Below are 19,496 nucleotides of genomic sequence, written 5' to 3'. Positions count from 1 at the left end.
CTTTGAGTTCAATCAATTCAGAGGAGATTATCTCCATTCTGAAAGAAGAAATAGAAAATTTCGATATGACAACGGGTGTCCGTGAAGTGGGAAACGTAATCTGGGTCGGTGACGGAATTGCGACTGTTTATGGAATAGACCATGCGATGTACGGAGAGATCGTGACCTTTGAGAACGGTGTCAAGGGTATGGTGCAGGATATCAAGAGAAATGAGATCGGTGTCATCATATTCGGCAAGGACATGGGAATCAAAGAGGGCACAAAAGTTGTCCGCACAAAGAAAAGAGCAGGTATCCCGGTTGGTGAAGGCTATATCGGAAGAATCGTGGATGCCCTTGGCGCACCCATTGACGGAAAAGGAGAGATCAAGGCAGAGGATTACCGTCCCATCGAGCAGGAAGCACCTGGTATCATTGACCGTAAATCCGTATCTGTTCCCATGGAAACAGGTATTCTGGCCATTGACTCCATGTTCCCCATCGGCCGCGGACAGCGTGAGCTGATCATCGGCGACCGTCAGACAGGTAAGACCTCCATTGCCATTGACGCTATCCTGAACCAGAAAGGCAAGGACGTCATGTGTATCTACGTGGCAATCGGACAGAAGGCCTCCACAGTTGCAAAACTGACCGGAACTCTGGAAAAATACGGCGCCATGGATTACACCACAGTCTTTGCAGCGACAGCAAGCGACTGTGCGCCCCTTCAGTATATTGTTCCCTATTCGGGAACCGCTCTGGCAGAGTACTTTATGTACCAGGGCAAGGATGTGCTGATCGTCTATGATGACCTGTCAAAGCATGCGGTGGCTTACCGTGCCCTTTCCCTGCTTCTGGAGCGTTCTCCGGGACGTGAGGCTTACCCGGGTGACGTATTCTACCTGCATTCCAGACTGCTGGAGCGTTCCAGCCGTTTGAGCGACGCGGCGGGCGGCGGTTCCATCACGGCACTGCCTATCATTGAGACACAGGCAGGCGACGTTTCCGCTTATATTCCGACCAATGTTATTTCCATCACAGACGGACAGATTTTCCTGGAAAGTGACCTGTTTTTCGCCGGCAACCGTCCGGCTGTCAATGTGGGTCTTTCCGTATCCCGTGTGGGCGGCGCGGCCCAGACAAAGGCCATGAAAAAGGCATCAGGCAGCATGAGGATTGACCTGGCACAGTACAGGGAGATGGAAGTGTTTACACAGTTCGCGTCTGACCTGGATGATGCCACAAAAGAACAGCTTTCCTACGGAAAGACGCTGATGGAGCTTTTGAAACAGCCTCTGTGCCATCCCTTGTCCAACCATGAGCAGGTTATCACCCTCTGGACAGCAACACATAAGGTATTTTCCGGTGTGGAGATTAAGGATGTGAAGCCGTTCCAGACAGATATGCTGGCTTACTTTGAGAAAAACTATCCGGAGATCGGACAGGAGATTGAGACGAAAAAAGTCATCTCCGATGAACTGGGCGAGAAGATTTTAAAGGTGGCAGAGGAATTTAAGAATAAGAGCAGGTGATGAGATGGCAAGTGCAAAAGAGATACAAAGCCGTATAAACAGTATCCAGGATACGATGAAGATCACCAACGCCATGTACATGATTTCCTCCTCCAAGTTAAAGAGAGCAAGGAAAGTGCTGGCGGATACGGAGCCGTATTTTTATTCCCTGCAGTCTGCGATCGGCCGTGTTCTCCGTCATATGCCTCCGGATACGGAAGGAAACCGTTTCTTTGACGAGCGGGCTGATGTTCCGGAAGACAAACGCAGAACGGGCTACATCGTCGTTTCCGCAGACAAGGGTCTTGCCGGTGCTTACAATCACAATGTGTTTAAGATAGCAGAAGAATGTATGGAAAATGACGCGCATCCCCAGCTCTTTGTGCTGGGAGAGGTGGGAAGACAGTATTTCTACAAGAAGAACGTGGATATTGACACGAACTTCCGGTTCACAGTACAGAAGCCGACCATGCACCGGGCCAGGGTGATCTCAGAGAAGATGATCGCCAATTACCTGACCGGGGAGCTGGATGAAGTGTATATCATTTACACGAGAATGGCCAATGCCGCCAATATGGTGGCAGAGATGGAACAGCTTCTTCCCCTTAAAAAAGCAAGTTTCCGTACACCGGCACAGGTGATGGTAGATATTCATCAGGAGGAGATCGAGATGGTTCCCTCCGCAGAAGAAGTCCTGAACAGCATTGTTCCCAATTACCTGCACGGTATCATTTACGGCTGTCTTGTGGAATCCTATGCCAGTGAGCATAATTCCCGTATGATGGCCATGGATGCAGCTACCAGCAGTGCAAAAGACATGCTGAAAGATTTATCAATAAAATATAACCGTGTGCGTCAGGCTGCGATCACCCAGGAAATCACTGAGGTCATCAGCGGAGCCAAGGCACAGAAGAATAAAAACTAGCGAGCAGGAAGGAGGTTTCCTCACGACTGTGAGATGCAATCGTTATGGAAAAAGGAAAAATCGTACAGGTCATGGGACCTGTTGTAGACGTAGAATTTGAAGACCAGAACCTTCCGTATATCAAAGATGCCCTTACCGTGGAGAACAATGGAAAGAAGCTTGTGATGGAAGTGGCACAGCACATCGGAAACAATACGGTGCGCTGTATCATGCTGGCTTCCAGCGACGGCCTCTGTAAAGATATGGAGGTCACGGCAACAGGAGCAGGTATTTCCGTACCGGTGGGAAAAGAGACACTGGGACGTCTGTTCAACGTGCTGGGCGAAACCATTGACAACGGAGAACAGCTTGAAAATGCGGAGCACTGGGTCATCCACAGAGATCCACCAAGCTTCGAGGAGCAGAGCCCAGTAGTCGAGATTCTGGAGACTGGTATAAAGGTAATCGACCTGTTGGCGCCTTACGCAAAAGGCGGTAAGATCGGTCTGTTCGGCGGTGCCGGGGTTGGTAAGACCGTTCTGATCCAGGAGTTGATCAGCAATATTGCCACAGAGCACGGCGGATACTCCATTTTCACCGGTGTTGGTGAGCGTTCCCGTGAGGGAAATGACCTTTGGACAGAGATGAAGGAATCCGGCGTACTGGAGAAGACAGCCCTGGTATTCGGGCAGATGAATGAGCCGCCGGGAGCGCGTATGCGTGTGGCGGAGACCGGACTTACCATGGCAGAGTATTTCCGTGACCAGGAGCACCAGAACGTGCTGCTGTTCATTGACAATATCTTCCGTTTTACCCAGGCAGGTTCTGAGGTTTCAGCGCTTCTGGGACGTATGCCGTCAGCCGTTGGCTACCAGCCCACCCTGGCTACTGAGATGGGTGAGCTGCAGGAGAGGATCGCCTCCACAAAGAACGGTTCCGTTACGAGTGTGCAGGCTGTCTATGTGCCTGCCGATGACTTGACGGACCCGGCTCCGGCCACCACATTTGCCCATCTGGATGCCACTACGGTTCTGTCCAGAAAGATCGTGGAGCAGGGTATCTATCCCGCGGTTGACCCGCTGGAATCCACCTCCCGTATTCTGGAGGCTGATGTGGTCGGGGAAGAGCACTATGATGTGGCCAGAAGGGTGCAGGAGTATCTGCAGAAGTACAAAGAGCTGCAGGACATCATTGCTATCCTTGGTATGGAAGAGCTTTCCGAGGAAGACAAAAAAGTAGTTGCCCGTGCCAGAAAGATCCAAAAATTCCTGTCCCAGCCCTTCCATGTGGCTGAGGTGTTCACCGGAATTGCCGGTAAATATGTACCTCTCAAAGAGACAATCCGCGGCTTTAAGATGATCGTGGACGGCGAGATGGACGAATATCCGGAGAATGCATTCTTTAATGTGGGAACCATTGACGAGGTGGTGGAGAAAGCAAAAGCTGAGCAGTAATGCAGGGCGGAAAAGGAGTGCATGTATATGAATACATTCGGACTGAATATCGTTGCCAGTGATAAAGATTTTTATCACGGCAGAGGAACCAGTATCATGCTTCCTGCAAAGGACGGCCAGATTTCCATTCTGGCCCACCATGCGGATATGATGGTTGCCATTGTACCCGGTGAGATGCGTTTTAAGCCTGCTGACAGTGAAGAGTGGAAGACAGCGATTGTGGGAAACGGGTTTGCGCAGATCATCAATAACCGTGTGACTGTTCTGGTAGACAGCTGTGAGTACCCCGAGAATATTGACCTGAAGCGTGCAAAAGATGCCCTGGAGCGCGCGGAAGAACAGCTCAGGCAGCAGCAGAGTCTGCAGGAATATTATATATCCAAGGCATCCCTTGCAAGAGCCATGGCCCGTATGAAAGCAGCAAAGAAGCATGACGTATAAGACGTTTATACAGGAGATGAGGAGAACATTCCTCGTCTCTTTTTTTCTGGATGATCCGGTGGTCTCATAAAAGCTTTTTATTAAAAATCAGTATGGAAAGAAGCAGATTCACCACCGATAAAACGCCGGTGATCACCACAGCACACATGAAATCAGACACATCTGCTGCCTGGGGAAGCAGGCTGTAAGAGGACATCAGTTGTGTGGGAATATACTTTTTCATATCAGGTATCCATGCCAGCAGGTAGAATACGAAAAACACACCTCCGGTTCCGGCCAGTACCATATAATTGGTGCTGCACAGGGAGGACATAAGCATAATAAGCGTGATCAGCCACAGCCCTGTCATATAGAGGCAGAAGGCTCCGAAAAATATATGGGATGCCATGCTGTTATCCCAGAAATACATATTATAGGCATAGGTGATCCCGAAAGAGATCCAGTAACACACAGTCCAGAGAAGAAGGGCGGAAAAGGCTTTGGACAGGATCAGTTTCCACCGGTTCATGCCTTTTGTCAGGATAATGATCAGGGTGCCTTTCTGATATTCCGTGGTCAGAATACCGCTTGCAATGACAATAAAAACAATCAGATATATGGGGGTATTCTTATAAAACTGCGTCCAGGATGTAAATACGTCCACCTTGATCTCTGTCAGGACCATACCGCTTTCCTCCAGGGAACCGGCAAAGTTCTCCATCATCCAAGGCGTCAGCTTGGCAACAAGGGGATTCATGATCCCGAATAAAACAGAGAGAATCACAAGCAGGGGCATTCTGCCGGTGCGCAGAGATTCCCGCAGTTCTTTTTTAGTAAAAGCTGTGAGCTGTCTCATATCCCAATCACCTCCATAAACAGGTTTTCCAGTGTGGCTTCCCGCATCTCTACCTTCTGGACACAGAGCGCATTGTCTGCCAGAATCTTCATGGCATGTGTCATGTCTTTTTCATCTTTTCCCGGGAAGAACAGGCGGACTGCGCTTATTCTCTCGCTGCCGGACATGGATGCTGCGAAGGCGTCGGCGTCCTGCGGCGTGTAAAATTCTATGTCAAATCCGTTGCCTTTTCGTCTGCTCTTTATTTCCTCCAGGGTCCCCTTAAGCGCGGTGCGGCCGTTGTGGAGAAGAGCGATTTCATCACAGATGCGTTCCACATCCGAGAGGATATGTGTGGAGAAGACAACCGTGGTATGGTCTTTGACGGACAGAAGAATATCCAGGATCTCTTTTCTGCCAAGGGGGTCCAGGGCAGAAGTGGGTTCGTCGCAGATCAGCAGTTTTGGTTCGTTCAGAAGAGCCTGGGCGATTCCTAAGCGCTGCTTCATTCCTCTGGAAAACCCGTGAATGCGTTTATTTTCCTTATCCAGTCCCACCAGGTGCAGCAGTTCGTCTGATTTTTTGCGGATTCCGGCGGATGACATTCCTGTGATCTCTCCGCACAGTCTGAGATATTCCGAGGGTGTCATGTATCCGTAAAATTCCGGGACATCCGGCAGGTAGCCCATATAGCGGTTGGTACGATTCTGCCCGTAGCGGACCGTTTCCCCGTTTACTTTGATCGTGCCGCTGTCTGTCTGCAGAAGTCCCAGGATCATTTTCATGGTGGTGGTCTTACCTGCTCCGTTCTGTCCGATAAATCCGTAGACACAGTGTTCCGGTACGGTAAAGCTCAGGTCGTCAATGATTTTTTTACTCCCGAAAGATTTTGATACATGGGAAAGGGTCAGCATATCCATTTAATTGTCCTCCTTTCCGAGCAGAAGGTACAGGACCGGCCCGATAAATTCCAGCCCCACGATTGTGACAACCAGCCACAGGGCACGTGAACCCCTTTTATAATTCTTATGGGTGAGAATATGGCGCAGGGTGATGAAAAGCAGAAGCAGTTCCGCAATGGCTAAAGGAATGAGAAATGGTAAAAGTTCTGAAACTGTCATAGGGATTCTCCTCTCACTAAAAATATTTGTTTGATCTTCCGGTAATCTTCACTGCTCTCAAGCGGCTGAAACACAGGGTTTTCCAGTGCCTGCACCACGCTGTCCGCAATGACTTTTTTAGCACGGACCAGGTTCCCTCCCAGATCCGACTGTTCAAAATAAGGATCAATGGCATCGAAATACTGATCTCCGTGCAGGAAAACCTTGTCACATTCCAGCAGGGAATCGGTTATGGATGCAAACTTTTTCAAGCGGTCCAGAGCCTCCTCAAGTCTTCCGTGTATGCAGCAGATGACAGCAGTCTGGTAATGGAACTGGGCGGCTGTGTTGTGGTGCAGATTCTCCAGATTGTAGAGCTTCATGAGACAGTCCATGCGGTGAATGGTTTCCTCACAGGCATCCATATCCTCCGCGTGGAGGGAAAGATACTGCACAGCTCCCGACACAAGGGAAAGGAGATGGGTATACATGCCGAACTGGCTGTACCGGTTGGCCTTTTCCTTCTGACCGGCAATAGCATAGGCCTGAACCAGGATCGTTTCCCCCTGAAAGGAGTAGTGATACGGATTCAGTATCTCTTCCAGTGTGTCGATCACCTCCTGGGTCCTGCCGCAGAGCAGATCAATACTGGCTTTTAACAGGAGGGCGTCGTTGCACAGCGGGATTTCCCTGCAGTCATTGATAATGTGGGAACACAGTCTGGCTGCTTCCTCCAGAATCTCTGTCTGCATTTGCGGGTTTGGGGCAAGGGTGGCATGGTTCATCCAAAGAACACAGACCTGGAAAAGGAAGGGGGAACAGGAGTAGTATTTTTTGACCAATTGCCGGCTCTTCTCCATCACCTCCTCAAAGGGCTGTTCTGCGAATTCTTTCGTGAAATCAAAATATATTTTCTGAATCTGTTCCCTGCTGAGATTAGGCTCATATCCCAGAAGTTCGTCTACTGTGACATCAAAATAGGCGGCCAGGCGGGGAAGCAGCATAATATCCGGCAGGCTCTGCTTTGTCTCCCATTTTGAGACAGAGGCTTTGGTGACACCCACGAAATCAGCCAGCTCTTCCTGGGTGATTCCTTTTTTGTGGCGTAATTTAATGATGTTTTCGGAAAAATTAAGTATATTCATCCTTTCATCCTCCTTATATGGTTGATTATAAGCAGGTAACTGAAAATTATCAATGGATTGCAGCGATACTTTGAGATACAAAATCAACTGTTGGGAAACCGACACAGCATACTGTCCTTCAGACCTGAAAAGATGTATCCTGTGCAAATGAATATCAATCTTTTTTGAACCTGCTATAATGTGTGTAAGAAAACTTATGAAAAACTGGAATCATTGTAAGGAGGAATTTATATGAAATGGATATTATGGGGATTAACAGCACTGACGGGAATCATAGCAGTGATTCTGCTGATGGGAAAAGGGAGCTTTCTCATTGCCGGGTACAATACGTCCCGGAATAAAGAAAAATACAATGAGAAAAGGCTGTGCCGGGTCGTAGGCGGAGGATTGGGTGTGATCACCCTTGTTATGGCTGCCTGGAGTATAATGGGAGACCGGTTCCCTGTGGCAGCCTTTGTGATCAGCATTGCTGCTGTGGTGGCTGCCATACAGATTCTGAGCAATACGGTGTGCGTAGTAAAAGGGGAAGCCGTTCAGGAAAAAGACAGGGCCAGGGATAAGATTTACAGAAACGCGTCCTTTCTTTTCACCGCAGTCATTTTGGCAGTGGTTTCCTTTGTGCTTTTTACAGGAAACGTAACCCCGGTTATGCATGAGGCATCCCTGGAGATACAGGTATCCTTCTGGCCGGATCATGAGGTGCCGTATGCTTCTGTTAAATCTGTTTCTTACACGGATGATCTGCAGCGCGGCAGCCGGAAAAATGGGATTGGAGGTCCCACACTGCAGGCAGGATATTTTAAGAACGCAGAGTTCGGTGATTATAAACTGTATTCCTATACATCCTGTGACAGCTTTGTGGTCCTGGACACAGAGCAGGGAACCGTGGTGCTGAACGGTAAAGACGAGGCAGCTACCAGGAAGCTTTACGAGGAAATAAAGGAAAAGGTACAGAAGAACTGACACAGACTGCAGTTGACAGAGTGTTTTCTCTCCCTATACAATAGGGGTATCACGAGAGAAAAGGCAGGCAAACACATGAACACAAAAGATTTGAAATGTTTTGAGGCCGTCTATCAGGAAAAAAGCATCAGCAGGGCTGCCAGACGCCTTTATATCACACCCCAGGGACTGGGAAAAAATATAAGGACCCTGGAGGCAGAACTGGAAACCGTTCTTTTTGAGCGCACCAAACAGGGTATGCGCCCAACACAGAGCGCGGATTTTCTCTACGGAAGGACGAAGAAGATCATACAGGAGCTGGAGGAGCTGGAAAACGGCGTAAGACAGCTTGAGAACAGAAAGATAGTCCTTCGCATCGGATGCGCCTGCGGTGTCTTTAATGTCCTTCCTTTTGAGCTGATCCTGAATTTTATGAGGGAGAATCCCCATATCCGGGTGGAGTGGAATGAGTATTCCAACGAGGAAGTGAAGTCCATGCTGGAGGACTCCAGACTGGAATACGGTTTCATTGTGGGAAAACACGAAGGGGACGACATGATACAGCGGAAACTGGACGGAAGGGAGATCCTGCTGCTTGTCTTTGAAGGGCATCCCCTGTATGAAAAGGAGAGTGTGAACGTGGAGATGCTGAGGGAGGAGAACATGATCCTCATGAATGAACATTTCCACATGTACCACGATTTTGCCTCCATCTGCTGTGCGAAGGGATTTACTCCCAACATCATAGCAAAGACATCGGACGGTGCTGTCCTGTACAAACTCTGCCGCCAGAAGATCGGTCTTGCAGTCATTCCGGAATTTATGCTGGAGGATTTCCGTATGGAACATATGCGCGCCATACCCTTTGAGGAACATATGACCTGGGAGGTGTTCGGCGTTTACAAGGAAGATACGAAAAATTATGAGACCATACAGCAGTTTGACTGCTTTCTAAAACAAAAAGTTTCCACCTGACAAGCAAAGGTTGCTGGCGGAAAGGCGTTGTTCTTTTGTATTATATTGTTAAAAGAAATACGAAGGAGGACGCAATGAAATATAAAAATTTATTTACCCCTGTGCAGATCGGCAGGGTTACCCTAAAGAACCGTTTTGCACTGGCCCCCATGGGCCCTCTGGGACTGGCGGACGCCCAGGGCGGATTCAACCAGAGAGGTATTGATTATTACACAGAGCGGGCAAAGGGCGGCACCGGCCTGATCATCACCGGTGTCACGTTCTCAGACTGCCGGGTGGAGACTCAGAGTATGCCCAACTGTCCAAATTCCACTTACAATCCGGTACATTTTATCCGGACCAGCAGGGAGATGACAGAGCGTGTTCACGCGTACGGCAGCAAGATTTTTCTCATGATGTCAGGGGGCTTTGGCCGTGTCACCATACCCACCAACCTGGGAGAGTTCCCGCCGGTTGCGCCATCCGCCATTCCTCACAGATGGCTGGATAAGACATGCCGTCCTCTGACGAAAGAGGAAATACACAGCATCGTAAAGTCTTTCGGCGACGGCGCATACAATGCCAAGCGCGGCGGTTTTGACGGTATTGAAGTCCATGCGGTCCATGAGGGATACCTGCTGGACCAGTTTGCCATTTCCATGTTCAACCAGAGAACGGACGAATACGGCGGTTCCCTGGAAAACAGGCTCCGCTTCGCAAGGGAAGTGGTGGAGGAGATCAAGTCCCGCTGCGGAGAGGATTTCCCGGTTGTCCTGCGTTTCAGCGTAAAAAGCATGATCAAGGACTGGAGAGAGGGTGCCCTTCCGGGCGAAGAGTTTGAGGAAAAGGGCCGCGATATCCCGGAGGGCCTGGAAGCTGCAAAACTGCTTGTCAGCTATGGATACGATGCGCTGGATACAGATGTGGGTACCTATGATGCCTGGTGGTGGAATCATCCCCCCATGTATCAGGAAAAAGGGTTGTTCCGCCCGTACTGTAAAATGGTGAAGGAAGTGGTGGATGTACCTGTGCTCTGCGCCGGACGTATGGATGATCCGGCTATGGCTTCTGAGGCTGTGGAGGATGGAACCTGTGATATTGTAAGTCTTGGCCGTCCTCTTCTGGCTGACCCGGACTATGTGAACAAACTGCGGGCAGGGCGCACAGAGGATATCCGTCCCTGCATCTCCTGCCAGGAGGGCTGTATGGGGCGTGTACAGGAATATTCCATGATCAACTGTGCCGTGAATCCCCAGGCGGCCCGGGAACGGGTGACCGCCTATGAACCTATACGGAAGAGCAAAAAAGTAATGGTGGTGGGCGGCGGTGTGGCCGGCTGTGAGGCAGCCAGAGTGCTGGCAATCCGCGGACACAGGCCGGAAGTGTTTGAGAAGACCGGGTGTCTGGGAGGCAATCTGATCCCGGGCGGTGCTCCTGACTTTAAGGAAGATGATCTGGAACTGGCAAAGTGGTATGAGACCACTCTGAAAAAACTGGATGTTCCGGTACACCTTCATACTGAAGTCAGAAAAGAAGATGTGGAAAAAGCAGAATATGACGCTGTGATCATCGCCACAGGCTCAGTCCCGAAGGTGTTCCCTCTGGGTGACGATGCCCATGTATACACTGCGGCACAGGTCCTCACAAAGGAAAAAGACTGCGGCGGCAGTACCGTTGTGGTAGGCGGCGGTCTGGTGGGCTGTGAGACAGCGTTGTGGCTTGCGCAGCAGGGCAAGAAAGTGACGATTGTGGAAGCCCTCGATAAGCTGATGGCAGTCAACGGCCCTCTCTGCCATGCCAACAAAGATATGCTGGAGCGCCTGATCCCCTACAACGGCATTGAGGTGGTGACCGGCGCCAAAGTGACCGGATTCCGGGATGGAATGTTATCCTGTGTTGTTCAGGAGGAGAAGAAGGAGATTTCCTGTGACAGCGTCATTTTATCTGTTGGATACAGGGAGGAGAATTCCCTCTACAATGACCTGCAGTTTGATGTGCCGGAAATCTATCTGCTGGGTGACGCGAAGAAAGTTTCCAATATTATGTACGCGATCTGGGATGCATTTGAAGTGGCAAACCATATGCGATAGGTGTATCAACAAGCGTGCTGCCAAAGCGTACGGCAGCCATAACAAAAAATATATATTTATATCCCCCCACGTGGCTTGTGGGGGGATTTTTTGTCTGCTATACTATGGATAGTCAAAAAAATAACAGATGCGGCGTTACTTTTTTGCTGACAATTTACCGGAATGAATGAAGAGGAAAATACATTGAATACACCACAGAAGTTTGAATTTTTGCTGAAGAAACTGGTACAGATCCTGCTGTCCATGCTGGTGCTGTCCATACTGGTATTTTTTATTGCCCGCCTTTCTCCCGGGGACCCTTTAAAATCCTATTACGGGGAGAGCGTGGAGCGGATGAATGAGAGCCAGAAGGAGAAGGCCAGGGAGCGTCTGGGCCTCAATGAGCCTATGACCGTGCAGTACGTGCGCTGGGTGGAAAATGCCCTGCACGGGGATTTCGGGATTTCATATAAATATAAGCAGGATGTGGGAGCAGTCATAGAGAAGGTATATGCCAATACCCTGATACTGGGAGGCTTATCCTATGTGCTCACCTTCCTTTTCGCTGTTTTGCTGGGTATTTTCTGTGCGATGCGTGAGAATACCCTGATCGACAGGTGCATCTGTAAGATCGGGACTGTGACCAACTGTATCCCCTCCTTTTTCGTTGCGCTTGTGCTGATCCTTATCTTCGGCGTGAATCTGGCTGTACTGCCCACAAGCGGCGCCTATGCCCTGGGAGGGGAACATTCCCTGGGTGACAGGCTGATACATCTGATCCTGCCGGTCACGGTTATGGTGTTATCCCATCTGTGGTATTACACATATATGGTAAGAAACAAGCTTCTGGAGGAAATCCGCGAGGACTATGTACTTCTGTGCAAGGTAAAGGGCATGGGGAAATGCCGCATCATGTTCACCCACTGCCTGAGGAAAATCCTGCCTTCCCTGATCAGTATCATGGCTATTTCCGTGCCCCATATCATCGGCGGAACCTACATCGCGGAGAGTGTCTTTTCCTATCCCGGTCTGGGGACGCTCAGTATGGAGAGCGCCCAGTACCATGACTACAATATGCTGATGGTATTAAGCCTTATCACAGGCTTTGCGGTCATTGTGGCAAATGTGGCAGGCCAGATCATCAGCGAATGGATTGACCCCAGAATGAAACAGGAAAGAGGGGAAAAAGCAGCATGAAAAAGAAAAATTTCCCCGTTTTCTCCCTGTTGGTACTGGGAGTTATTATCCTAGGATGCCTGTTTGGAAAAGTTTTAGCGACAGGAGATCCTTTTTACATGAACCTGACAGAAGTCAGTCTGCCGCCCGGCAGTGCCCATTATTTCGGCACGGATACCATGGGGAGGGATATATACTCCATGATATGGGAGGGCGGAAGAGTATCCCTGTATATCGGGATACTGGCGACTGCTATATCCTCTGTGACTGCCATTGTATACGGCTGTGTCAGCGGCCTTGTGCCGGATTGGCTGGACGATTTGCTGATGCGCTTCACAGAGATCATTTTGAGTATTCCCTCCATCCTGCTTGTGATCTTTCTGCAGGCACTTTTGGGGGAAGCTACAGCTACCAGTATTGCTGTGGTGATTGGACTTACAAGCTGGATGAACATTTCCAAAGTGGTCAGAAGTGAAGTGCGCCAGATACGGAACAGTGATTTTGTTCTGGCGTCCAGACTGGCCGGCGGAAAGTTTTTCTACATACTGCGGAAACATCTGTTTCCCAATTTTATATCCTCCACCATGTTCATGATCGTCACAAATGTAAGCGCGGCGATCGGCACGGAGGCCACCTTAAGTTTTCTGGGAATCGGCCTTCCCATGGAGATCATTTCCTGGGGCAGCATGATGTCCCTTTCACAGAAAGCCCTGTTGTCCAACTCCTGGTGGATCATTCTGATTCCCGGGCTGTTCCTGGTAACCACTCTGGTGTGTATCACCAATGTGGGAGAGTACATCCGCCTGAGAAACAACAGAGAACACAGCAACCTATAAAACGGCAACCGATTACAGCCGCTGCCGGGCATTCCGGCAAACCGGCAATAAACGCAAAAGGAGAACAGACATGAAGAAGAAAATACTGACATTACTGCTGGCAGCATCCATGGCAGCCTCACTGCTTGCAGGCTGCGGGAGCAAAGACGATAAGGCAAAAGGAGATACAGACACAAAAACAGAGGCTGCGGATAAGAGCGGGGAGGAAAAGACGCTGGTTTACGGAAGCGGTGATTACACCAATATTAACCCTGCGCTCTATGAGCATGGGGAGATCAATTCCCTTATATTTGCAGGTATGACAGCCCATGATGCAGAGGACAAAGTGGTACCTGCTCTTGCAGAGAGCTGGGAGTGGGATGAGGCGTCCAAAACCTATACCTTTCATTTGAGAAAAGACGTGACATTCCATGACGGCGAGACCTTTACCTCCGCGGATGTGAAGTTTACGCTGGATACTATAATGAACCCGGACAATGCCTCTGAGATTGCTTCCAACTATGAGGATATCACAGGGATTGAGACTCCGGATGACAGTACGGTGAAGATTACTCTGAAAGCACCAAATGTTGCCATGCTGGATTACCTGACTATCGGAATCCTGCCCAAGCATCTGCTGGAGGGAAAAGACATCGTGACCGATGATTTCAACAGAAATCCTGTGGGCTGCGGCCCATACAAGCTGGTTTCCTGGGACGAGGGACAGAGCATTACCCTTGAAAAGTTTGATGACTTCTATCTGGGAGCACCTAAGATTGACAAGGTAGTCTTTAAGATTGTGGAGGATACCCAGGCAAGGGCCCTTCAGTTAAAATCAGGGGAACTGGATCTGGCGCAGGTGACACCGAAAGATGCCAAGCAGTTTGAGGGGGAAGACGGATTTGTTGTGGATGTTATGAAAACAGCAGATTACAGAGGAATCCTTTATAACTTCGGAAGTGAGTTCTTTGGCAGACACAGGGAACTGCCAAATATCTTAAGCTATGCCATTGACCGCCAGTCTATTGTGGACAGCGTGCTGTTAGGCCACGGGGAGGCAGCGTACTCTCCTCTGCAGATGGGACCTTATAACAACCCGGACATTGAAAAATATGAGTTTGATCCGGAGAAAGCGAAACAGCTTCTGGAAGAAAACGGCTGGAAAATGGGCGATGACGGGTATTATGAAAAAGACGGAGAACAGCTTGCCTTCACCATTTCCAACGGTCAGGCAGACCAGGTGCGTATTGATATGTCAAATATCTGCGCGCAGAACCTGCAGGATATCGGCGTGAACTGTAAAGTGGAAGTGACAGCAGAGACAGACTGGGCAAACCAGGATGCATACCTGATCGGGTGGGGAAGTCCTTTTGACCCGGATGACCATACCTACAAAGTATTCGGCACAGACAAAGGAGCCAACTACAGCAGCTACTCCAATGCAAAAGTAGACGAACTTCTTCAGCAGGCAAGAGAACTGGAGACACAGGAGGAGAGACTTCCGCTGTATAAGGAATTCCAGGCAGAGCTGTCAAAAGACCTTCCTTATACCTTTATCGCATATATTGACGCCATGTATGTATCAAAAGACAACATCACCGGACTGACGAAGGACACGGTTCTCGGTCATCACGGTGTGGGTATCTTCTGGAATATTTACGACTGGGATATGTAACACTTCATTATAGAAAAGAGAGAACACTTATGGAGACATTATTGGAGATTCGCGATCTGTCCGTGACCTTTCAGGATGAGGAGCAGACCCGCGCCGCAAGACACGTAAGTCTGGAGCTTAAAAGAGGGGAGCTGGCTGCCCTTGTGGGGGAATCCGGCTCCGGAAAAACCGTGCTGTGCAAAACCATATTACAGCTTCTCGGAAATAAGACCCGGGTGGAAAGCGGCGAGATTCTGTATCAGGGCAGCAACATATTGGAATATACGGAAAAGCAGATGCAGAAATTCCGCGGCAGGGAGATTTCCATGGTGTTTCAGGACCCTTATCTGTCATTGAACCCAACGATTTCCATCGGAAAGCAGATTATGGAGACCATCCTTCTCCATGAGAAAATATCAAAAAAAGAGGCAAAGGCCAGAACACTGGAACTATTGGAACTCACCGGATTTGAGCAATGTGAAAAGCGGTTTTCCCAGTATCCCCACCAGTTTTCCGGGGGCATGCGGCAGAGGGCGGCAATCGCCATAGCCCTTGCCTGCAGCCCGGGCCTTTTGCTGGCAGATGAGCCGACTACTGCGCTGGATGTGGACACCCAGCAGCAGATCATGGAGCTTTTGGCAAAGATAAGAAAAGAGACCGGGGTTGCCATTCTCTTCATCACCCATGACCTGGGTCTGGTGGAAGATGTGGCGGACAGCGTATATGTCATGTACCGGGGAGAGATTGTGGAGAGCGGCAGTGTCCATGATATTTTTGATCACGCGCAGAATCCCTATACCATAAAAATGCTGGGATACCGGAATTACGGAAAAGGCATCGGGCATACACACGGTAAGATACATTTCCACAACGGCATGCCCCATACCCACGGCGGCACGCACAACCATATGCACCCCCATGTGGAGGGGGATGTCTCTCATCCGGCTGTACAGGTAGAGGAAAAGATAACACCCGGTGATCAGGTGGTTCTTCTTAAAGAGCCGGAACCGGAAAAGCTCATCGAGATTCGCCATCTGTCTAAAAATTTCCGTCTGGACAGGCATACGGTTTCCCGTGTCCTGGAGGATTTTTCTCTGGATGTCTACAGAGGGGAAATCCTGGGAGTGGCCGGTCCCTCCGGCTGCGGGAAATCCACCCTTGCCAGGTGTATCGTAGGGCTTTACGAACCGGATGGCGGAAAGATTCTCTATCACGGGGACACTGCCCGCATTTACAGAAGACAGATGATCTTCCAGGACAGCTCCTCAGCATTCAATCCTCACATGACCCTGGAGGAGATCATAGGGGAACCGCTCAGGATCCAGAAGCTGTGCAGAGGCAGGCGGGAACTGCGGGAGCGGGTGCGCTCCTTAATGGAGCAGGTGGAACTTGATCCGGCCCTTGCCCTCCGCCATCCCTATGACGTGTCAGGAGGACAGCGGCAGAGGGCAGCCATTGCCAGGGCGCTGTCCGTGGAACCGGAGTTTATTGTGGCGGATGAGCCCATTTCCTCGTTGGATATCTCCATTCAGGCACAGATCATGCATCTGTTTAAAAAGCTGCAGGAGGAGCATCATCTGACTATTATGCTCATTGCCCATGACCTGCCCATGGTCATGCACGTCAGTGACAGAATCATCATGATGGGGCAGGAAAAATAAATCATTGTGAAGCTGTTACAAAAATCAGGCGATTTTGTAACAGCTTTTTTAAATATATAAAAGTTGGAATATTCACCTTGAACTTTCAGTTTTTAACGTCTATAATTTATTAAACGACAGGAATCGGGGAATCTGTCGAATAGGGGAAAAGGACATAGGAATTGAAGGGAAAAATGGAAAAAATCAAAGCGTACATATCTAAAACCCGTTTTTGGGTTCTTGTGGCAGTGGTGCTGATGGTCATCATTGCTGTTGTTGTTATCTTTAAAAAGGCGGAAAACGCCGAAGAAACTCCTTATGAAAAAAACAGAAAGACCGTAGCCGCCCTGGAAAAGGCGGATATTTCCCATACGGAAAATGCTCTGAAAGACCTGGAAAGCCGGGACGGTTCCGAGGGCAGTCAAGGGGAAGAGCGGGATACGGTGGAATTAAAAAGGGCATTCCAGAATGCTGTGATACTGGGGGATTCTTTTTCAGAATCCATCGTGGAGTACGGCTTTTTGGACACGGATGTGGTGCTCTATAAAAGAGGGCTCAGCGTAAGCCAGGCAGATGACCTGGTGGACAATGCCATCTCACTGCGTCCCTCGGCAGTGTTTTTTGTTTTCGGAACAAACGACATGGAAATCTGTGAAGGGGACAGCAAAAAGTTTATTGAGGCATACAGGCGCCAGATCGGGCGGCTGAAAGAAGGGCTTCCGGATGCTGCAGTTTATATCAACAGCATTCTGCCCGCAACCAAAGAGGCTGTGAAGGAGACGCCGAGTTATGCGTACTGTGAAGCGTTTAACGAGGCACTTCAGGCCATGTGTGAAGAAGATGGATATACCTTTGTGGACTGTACTTTTTTAATAGAAGGAAAAGATGGAATTTATGAGCCGGACGGCATCCATGTGATCAAGAGTTATTATCCGGCATGGCTGTCCTATCTGGCGGATACGGCGGGATTATAAGATGAAAATAAAATGGGTAAAAGCGGGAACCCTTATGTTTTTGGCAGCCTACCTTGGTTTTTTATGCACAAGAGGCTGGGCAAAGGATGTTCCCATAGAGGAAATAGCTTCCAAAATGGAGCAGGATAAGACAATAACTTCCCTGGAAAAATGCGGTGCAAGACAGCTTCGCAGGTTCTACGGGCTGGAAGCAGGGAATCTTGAAGGATATGTTTTTTATAAAGCAGAGTCCCCCATGTCTGTGGATGAGTTTCTGGTCGTAAAGGCGGAAAGTCCGAAGGAGGCAGAGAATGTGCTGGACAGTGCGGAAAAGCATCTGGAGGAGCAGAAGAAAAGTTTTGAGGGATACGGCGTGTCCCAGACGGCGCTTCTTACAGAGGCAGCGGTGGAATCGAGGGGAAGTTATGTGCTGTACGCATCCGGAAGTCATGCGCAGCAGTGGAGGAAAGAATTTCTGGAATTGATCAAATAGCAGGGAGGATGATTTCCGGACTGCGTCCGGATTCAGGGGAGAATATATATGTTGCTGAACAGTTTGTTTTTTATCTTTGCATTTTTACCGGCAGTGCTGCTGATATACTACCTGCTGCCTGCCGCGGGGAGGAATTGGTTCCTTCTGGCAGCCAGCCTTGTGTTTTATGCCTGGGGAGACCCGGTCTATCTTATTCTGCTGATATTTTCTGCGGTATTTCATTATATTATGGGTCTGCAGATCGGAGGAGAGGAGAATGACGGAAGACGGAAGAAACAGGATCTGATCTTTGCCGTGGGAGTGGATGTATTTCTGCTCTGTTTCTTTAAATATTTCGGGCCGGCAGCGAATCTGATCGGCAGCTTTTTTCATACACAGATTGCAGTCAGGGAGCTGGCGCTTCCCATAGGACTGTCCTTTTATACTTTTAAGAATCTGTCCTATCTCTTCGATATCTATTACGGCAGAACAGAGGCGGAGAAGAAATTTACGGATTTTGCCGCCTACGCGGTATTTTTTCCTGCCATGACCGCAGGGCCTATTGTGCGGTACAAGGACATGAAGGAGCAGATGAAGAAGCGCAGGGTGAATGCACTGCAGCTTGGCTACGGAGCCAGAAGGTTTATTCTGGGTCTTGCAAAAAAGGTGCTGCTGGCCGACACACTGGCCTCCCTTTACGGGGAGATCAGCGCAGGGGCAGGGAATATATCTGTGCTCACTGCCTGGATTGGTATGTTTGCCTTTACCATGGAAATCTATTTTGATTTTTCGGGATATTCCGATATGGCCATTGGAATCAGCAGAATGCTGGGATTTACGGTAAAAGAAAACTTTGACTATCCGTATATGTCAAAAAGCGTCACTGAGTTCTGGCGGAGATGGCACATCTCCCTCGGAAGCTGGTTCAGGGATTATATCTACATACCTCTGGGCGGCAACCGCGTGGGAACAGGAAAGCATATCCGCAATATCCTGATCGTGTGGTGCCTTACCGGAATGTGGCATGGGGCAGCGCTGAATTTTCCTGTGTGGGGGGTATACTACGGAGTACTTCTGATAGCAGAAAAATATATTCTTGGCAGCAGGCTGAAAAAACTGCCGGGCTGGGTATCAGGGACTTATACGATGCTGCTGGTAATGGCAGGCTGGATGCTGTTTTCCCACAATTCCCTGGGGGAGGCAGTAGGATATCTGGGGCATTTGGTGGGAATCGGGGCCGTGGGTCTTGCGGATACGGCGGCGCTGTATTATCTGAAGACAAACCTCGTGGTCTTCCTGCTGTGCATACTTGCCTGCAGACCGGGCTTTTACAGATGGGTGGAGAGCCGGTTCCACGATTCTATAATTGGCTCCGCGGTGCTGTACGGCGTGCTGTTTCTTCTGGGGACAGCCTGCCTGGTCTACAGCTCTTACCATCCTTTTTTATACCTGCGTTTTTAATAAAACAGGCGG

The 19,496-nt window shown here is 49.5% G+C and carries 18 protein-coding genes; 14 read left to right on the top strand and 4 right to left on the bottom strand.

What is annotated here, in order from left to right; translation table 11 throughout:
* Positions 1 to 2 precede the first annotated feature (2 nt).
* The 4 genes from atpA to atpC are packed head-to-tail and all read left to right on the top strand — an operon-like array spanning position 3 to position 4,289.
* Positions 3 to 1,511, top strand: coding sequence for a F0F1 ATP synthase subunit alpha (gene atpA / locus LC508_RS06150; protein ID WP_033140428.1), 1,509 nt, complete (start codon positions 3 to 5; stop codon positions 1,509 to 1,511).
* Between the two features lie 4 nt (positions 1,512 to 1,515).
* Positions 1,516 to 2,415: an ATP synthase F1 subunit gamma gene (atpG, locus tag LC508_RS06145; protein ID WP_033140427.1), complete on the top strand. Its 900-nt coding sequence runs from the start codon at positions 1,516 to 1,518 to the stop codon at positions 2,413 to 2,415.
* A 44-nt stretch (positions 2,416 to 2,459) separates the two neighbouring features.
* On the top strand, positions 2,460 to 3,848 hold the full coding sequence (gene atpD / locus LC508_RS06140) for a F0F1 ATP synthase subunit beta (RefSeq protein ID WP_033140426.1): 1,389 nt from the start codon (positions 2,460 to 2,462) through the stop codon (positions 3,846 to 3,848).
* 27 nt (positions 3,849 to 3,875) lie between these two features.
* The gene (gene atpC, locus LC508_RS06135) at positions 3,876 to 4,289 is read left to right on the top strand and encodes an ATP synthase F1 subunit epsilon (RefSeq protein ID WP_033140425.1); all 414 of its coding nucleotides are present in this window, start codon (positions 3,876 to 3,878) and stop codon (positions 4,287 to 4,289) included.
* Positions 4,290 to 4,353: 64 nt separating this feature from the next.
* Here atpC and LC508_RS06130 read toward each other — a convergent pair whose 3' ends face one another.
* From LC508_RS06130 to LC508_RS06115, 4 genes are read right to left on the bottom strand one after another with little or no spacing between them, the layout of a single operon-like run.
* A complete protein-coding gene (locus LC508_RS06130; protein WP_103731885.1) occupies positions 4,354 to 5,124 on the bottom strand; it encodes an ABC transporter permease in 771 nt (256 codons plus the stop codon).
* The gene (locus LC508_RS06125; protein WP_033140423.1) at positions 5,121 to 6,023 is read right to left on the bottom strand and encodes an ABC transporter ATP-binding protein; all 903 of its coding nucleotides are present in this window, start codon (positions 6,021 to 6,023) and stop codon (positions 5,121 to 5,123) included. Before LC508_RS06125 ends, LC508_RS06130 begins: the two co-directional genes overlap by 4 nt.
* Positions 6,024 to 6,224 carry a PLDc N-terminal domain-containing protein gene (locus LC508_RS06120; RefSeq protein ID WP_033140422.1) on the bottom strand — a complete coding sequence of 67 codons (201 nt, stop codon included), beginning with the start codon at positions 6,222 to 6,224 and terminating at the stop codon, positions 6,024 to 6,026. It lies immediately after the preceding gene.
* Positions 6,221 to 7,348 (bottom strand): helix-turn-helix domain-containing protein, encoded by a 1,128-nt coding sequence (locus LC508_RS06115; RefSeq protein WP_054351167.1) that lies wholly within the window; start codon positions 7,346 to 7,348, stop codon positions 6,221 to 6,223. The genes LC508_RS06120 and LC508_RS06115 overlap by 4 nt, the downstream gene beginning before the upstream one ends.
* 231 nt (positions 7,349 to 7,579) lie before the next feature.
* Here LC508_RS06115 and LC508_RS06110 point away from each other — a divergent pair, with 231 nt between their 5' ends.
* The 10 genes from LC508_RS06110 to LC508_RS06065 all read left to right on the top strand — a co-directional run bounded on the left by LC508_RS06110 (position 7,580) and on the right by LC508_RS06065 (position 19,484).
* A complete protein-coding gene (locus tag LC508_RS06110) occupies positions 7,580 to 8,311 on the top strand; it encodes a DUF3784 domain-containing protein (protein WP_103731884.1) in 732 nt (243 codons plus the stop codon).
* Positions 8,312 to 8,386: 75 nt separating this feature from the next.
* Positions 8,387 to 9,265 carry a LysR family transcriptional regulator gene (locus tag LC508_RS06105; RefSeq protein ID WP_033140419.1) on the top strand — a complete coding sequence of 293 codons (879 nt, stop codon included), beginning with the start codon at positions 8,387 to 8,389 and terminating at the stop codon, positions 9,263 to 9,265.
* A gap of 74 nt (positions 9,266 to 9,339) precedes the next feature.
* Positions 9,340 to 11,334 (top strand): oxidoreductase, encoded by a 1,995-nt coding sequence (locus LC508_RS06100; RefSeq protein ID WP_103731883.1) that lies wholly within the window; start codon positions 9,340 to 9,342, stop codon positions 11,332 to 11,334.
* 183 nt (positions 11,335 to 11,517) lie between these two features.
* Positions 11,518 to 12,510: an ABC transporter permease gene (locus tag LC508_RS06095; RefSeq protein WP_103732084.1), complete on the top strand. Its 993-nt coding sequence runs from the start codon at positions 11,518 to 11,520 to the stop codon at positions 12,508 to 12,510.
* On the top strand, positions 12,507 to 13,325 hold the full coding sequence (locus LC508_RS06090) for an ABC transporter permease (protein WP_054351169.1): 819 nt from the start codon (positions 12,507 to 12,509) through the stop codon (positions 13,323 to 13,325). Before LC508_RS06095 ends, LC508_RS06090 begins: the two co-directional genes overlap by 4 nt.
* A 70-nt stretch (positions 13,326 to 13,395) precedes the next feature.
* Positions 13,396 to 14,979, top strand: coding sequence for an ABC transporter substrate-binding protein (locus LC508_RS06085; protein ID WP_103732081.1), 1,584 nt, complete (start codon positions 13,396 to 13,398; stop codon positions 14,977 to 14,979).
* A gap of 29 nt (positions 14,980 to 15,008) precedes the next feature.
* Complete coding sequence (nikE, locus tag LC508_RS06080) at positions 15,009 to 16,619, top strand: nickel ABC transporter ATP-binding protein NikE (RefSeq protein WP_054351170.1); 1,611 nt, start codon at positions 15,009 to 15,011, stop codon at positions 16,617 to 16,619.
* Positions 16,620 to 16,792: 173 nt separating this feature from the next.
* The gene (locus LC508_RS06075) at positions 16,793 to 17,572 is read left to right on the top strand and encodes a GDSL-type esterase/lipase family protein (protein WP_146051707.1); all 780 of its coding nucleotides are present in this window, start codon (positions 16,793 to 16,795) and stop codon (positions 17,570 to 17,572) included.
* A gap of 1 nt (position 17,573) precedes the next feature.
* Entirely contained in the window at positions 17,574 to 18,044 is a 471-nt protein-coding gene (locus tag LC508_RS06070; protein WP_054351171.1) for a DUF4358 domain-containing protein, read from the top strand.
* Positions 18,045 to 18,092: 48 nt separating this feature from the next.
* On the top strand, positions 18,093 to 19,484 hold the full coding sequence (locus LC508_RS06065) for an MBOAT family O-acyltransferase (protein WP_103732082.1): 1,392 nt from the start codon (positions 18,093 to 18,095) through the stop codon (positions 19,482 to 19,484).
* The last annotated feature ends 12 nt before the right edge of the window (positions 19,485 to 19,496 follow it).

This window comes from Blautia parvula, from assembly GCF_020215665.1.
Lineage (GTDB): Bacteria > Bacillota > Clostridia > Lachnospirales > Lachnospiraceae > Blautia > Blautia celeris.
Note: the sequence above shows the minus strand (reverse complement) of the source record. Positions and strands in the feature narration are given on the sequence as shown.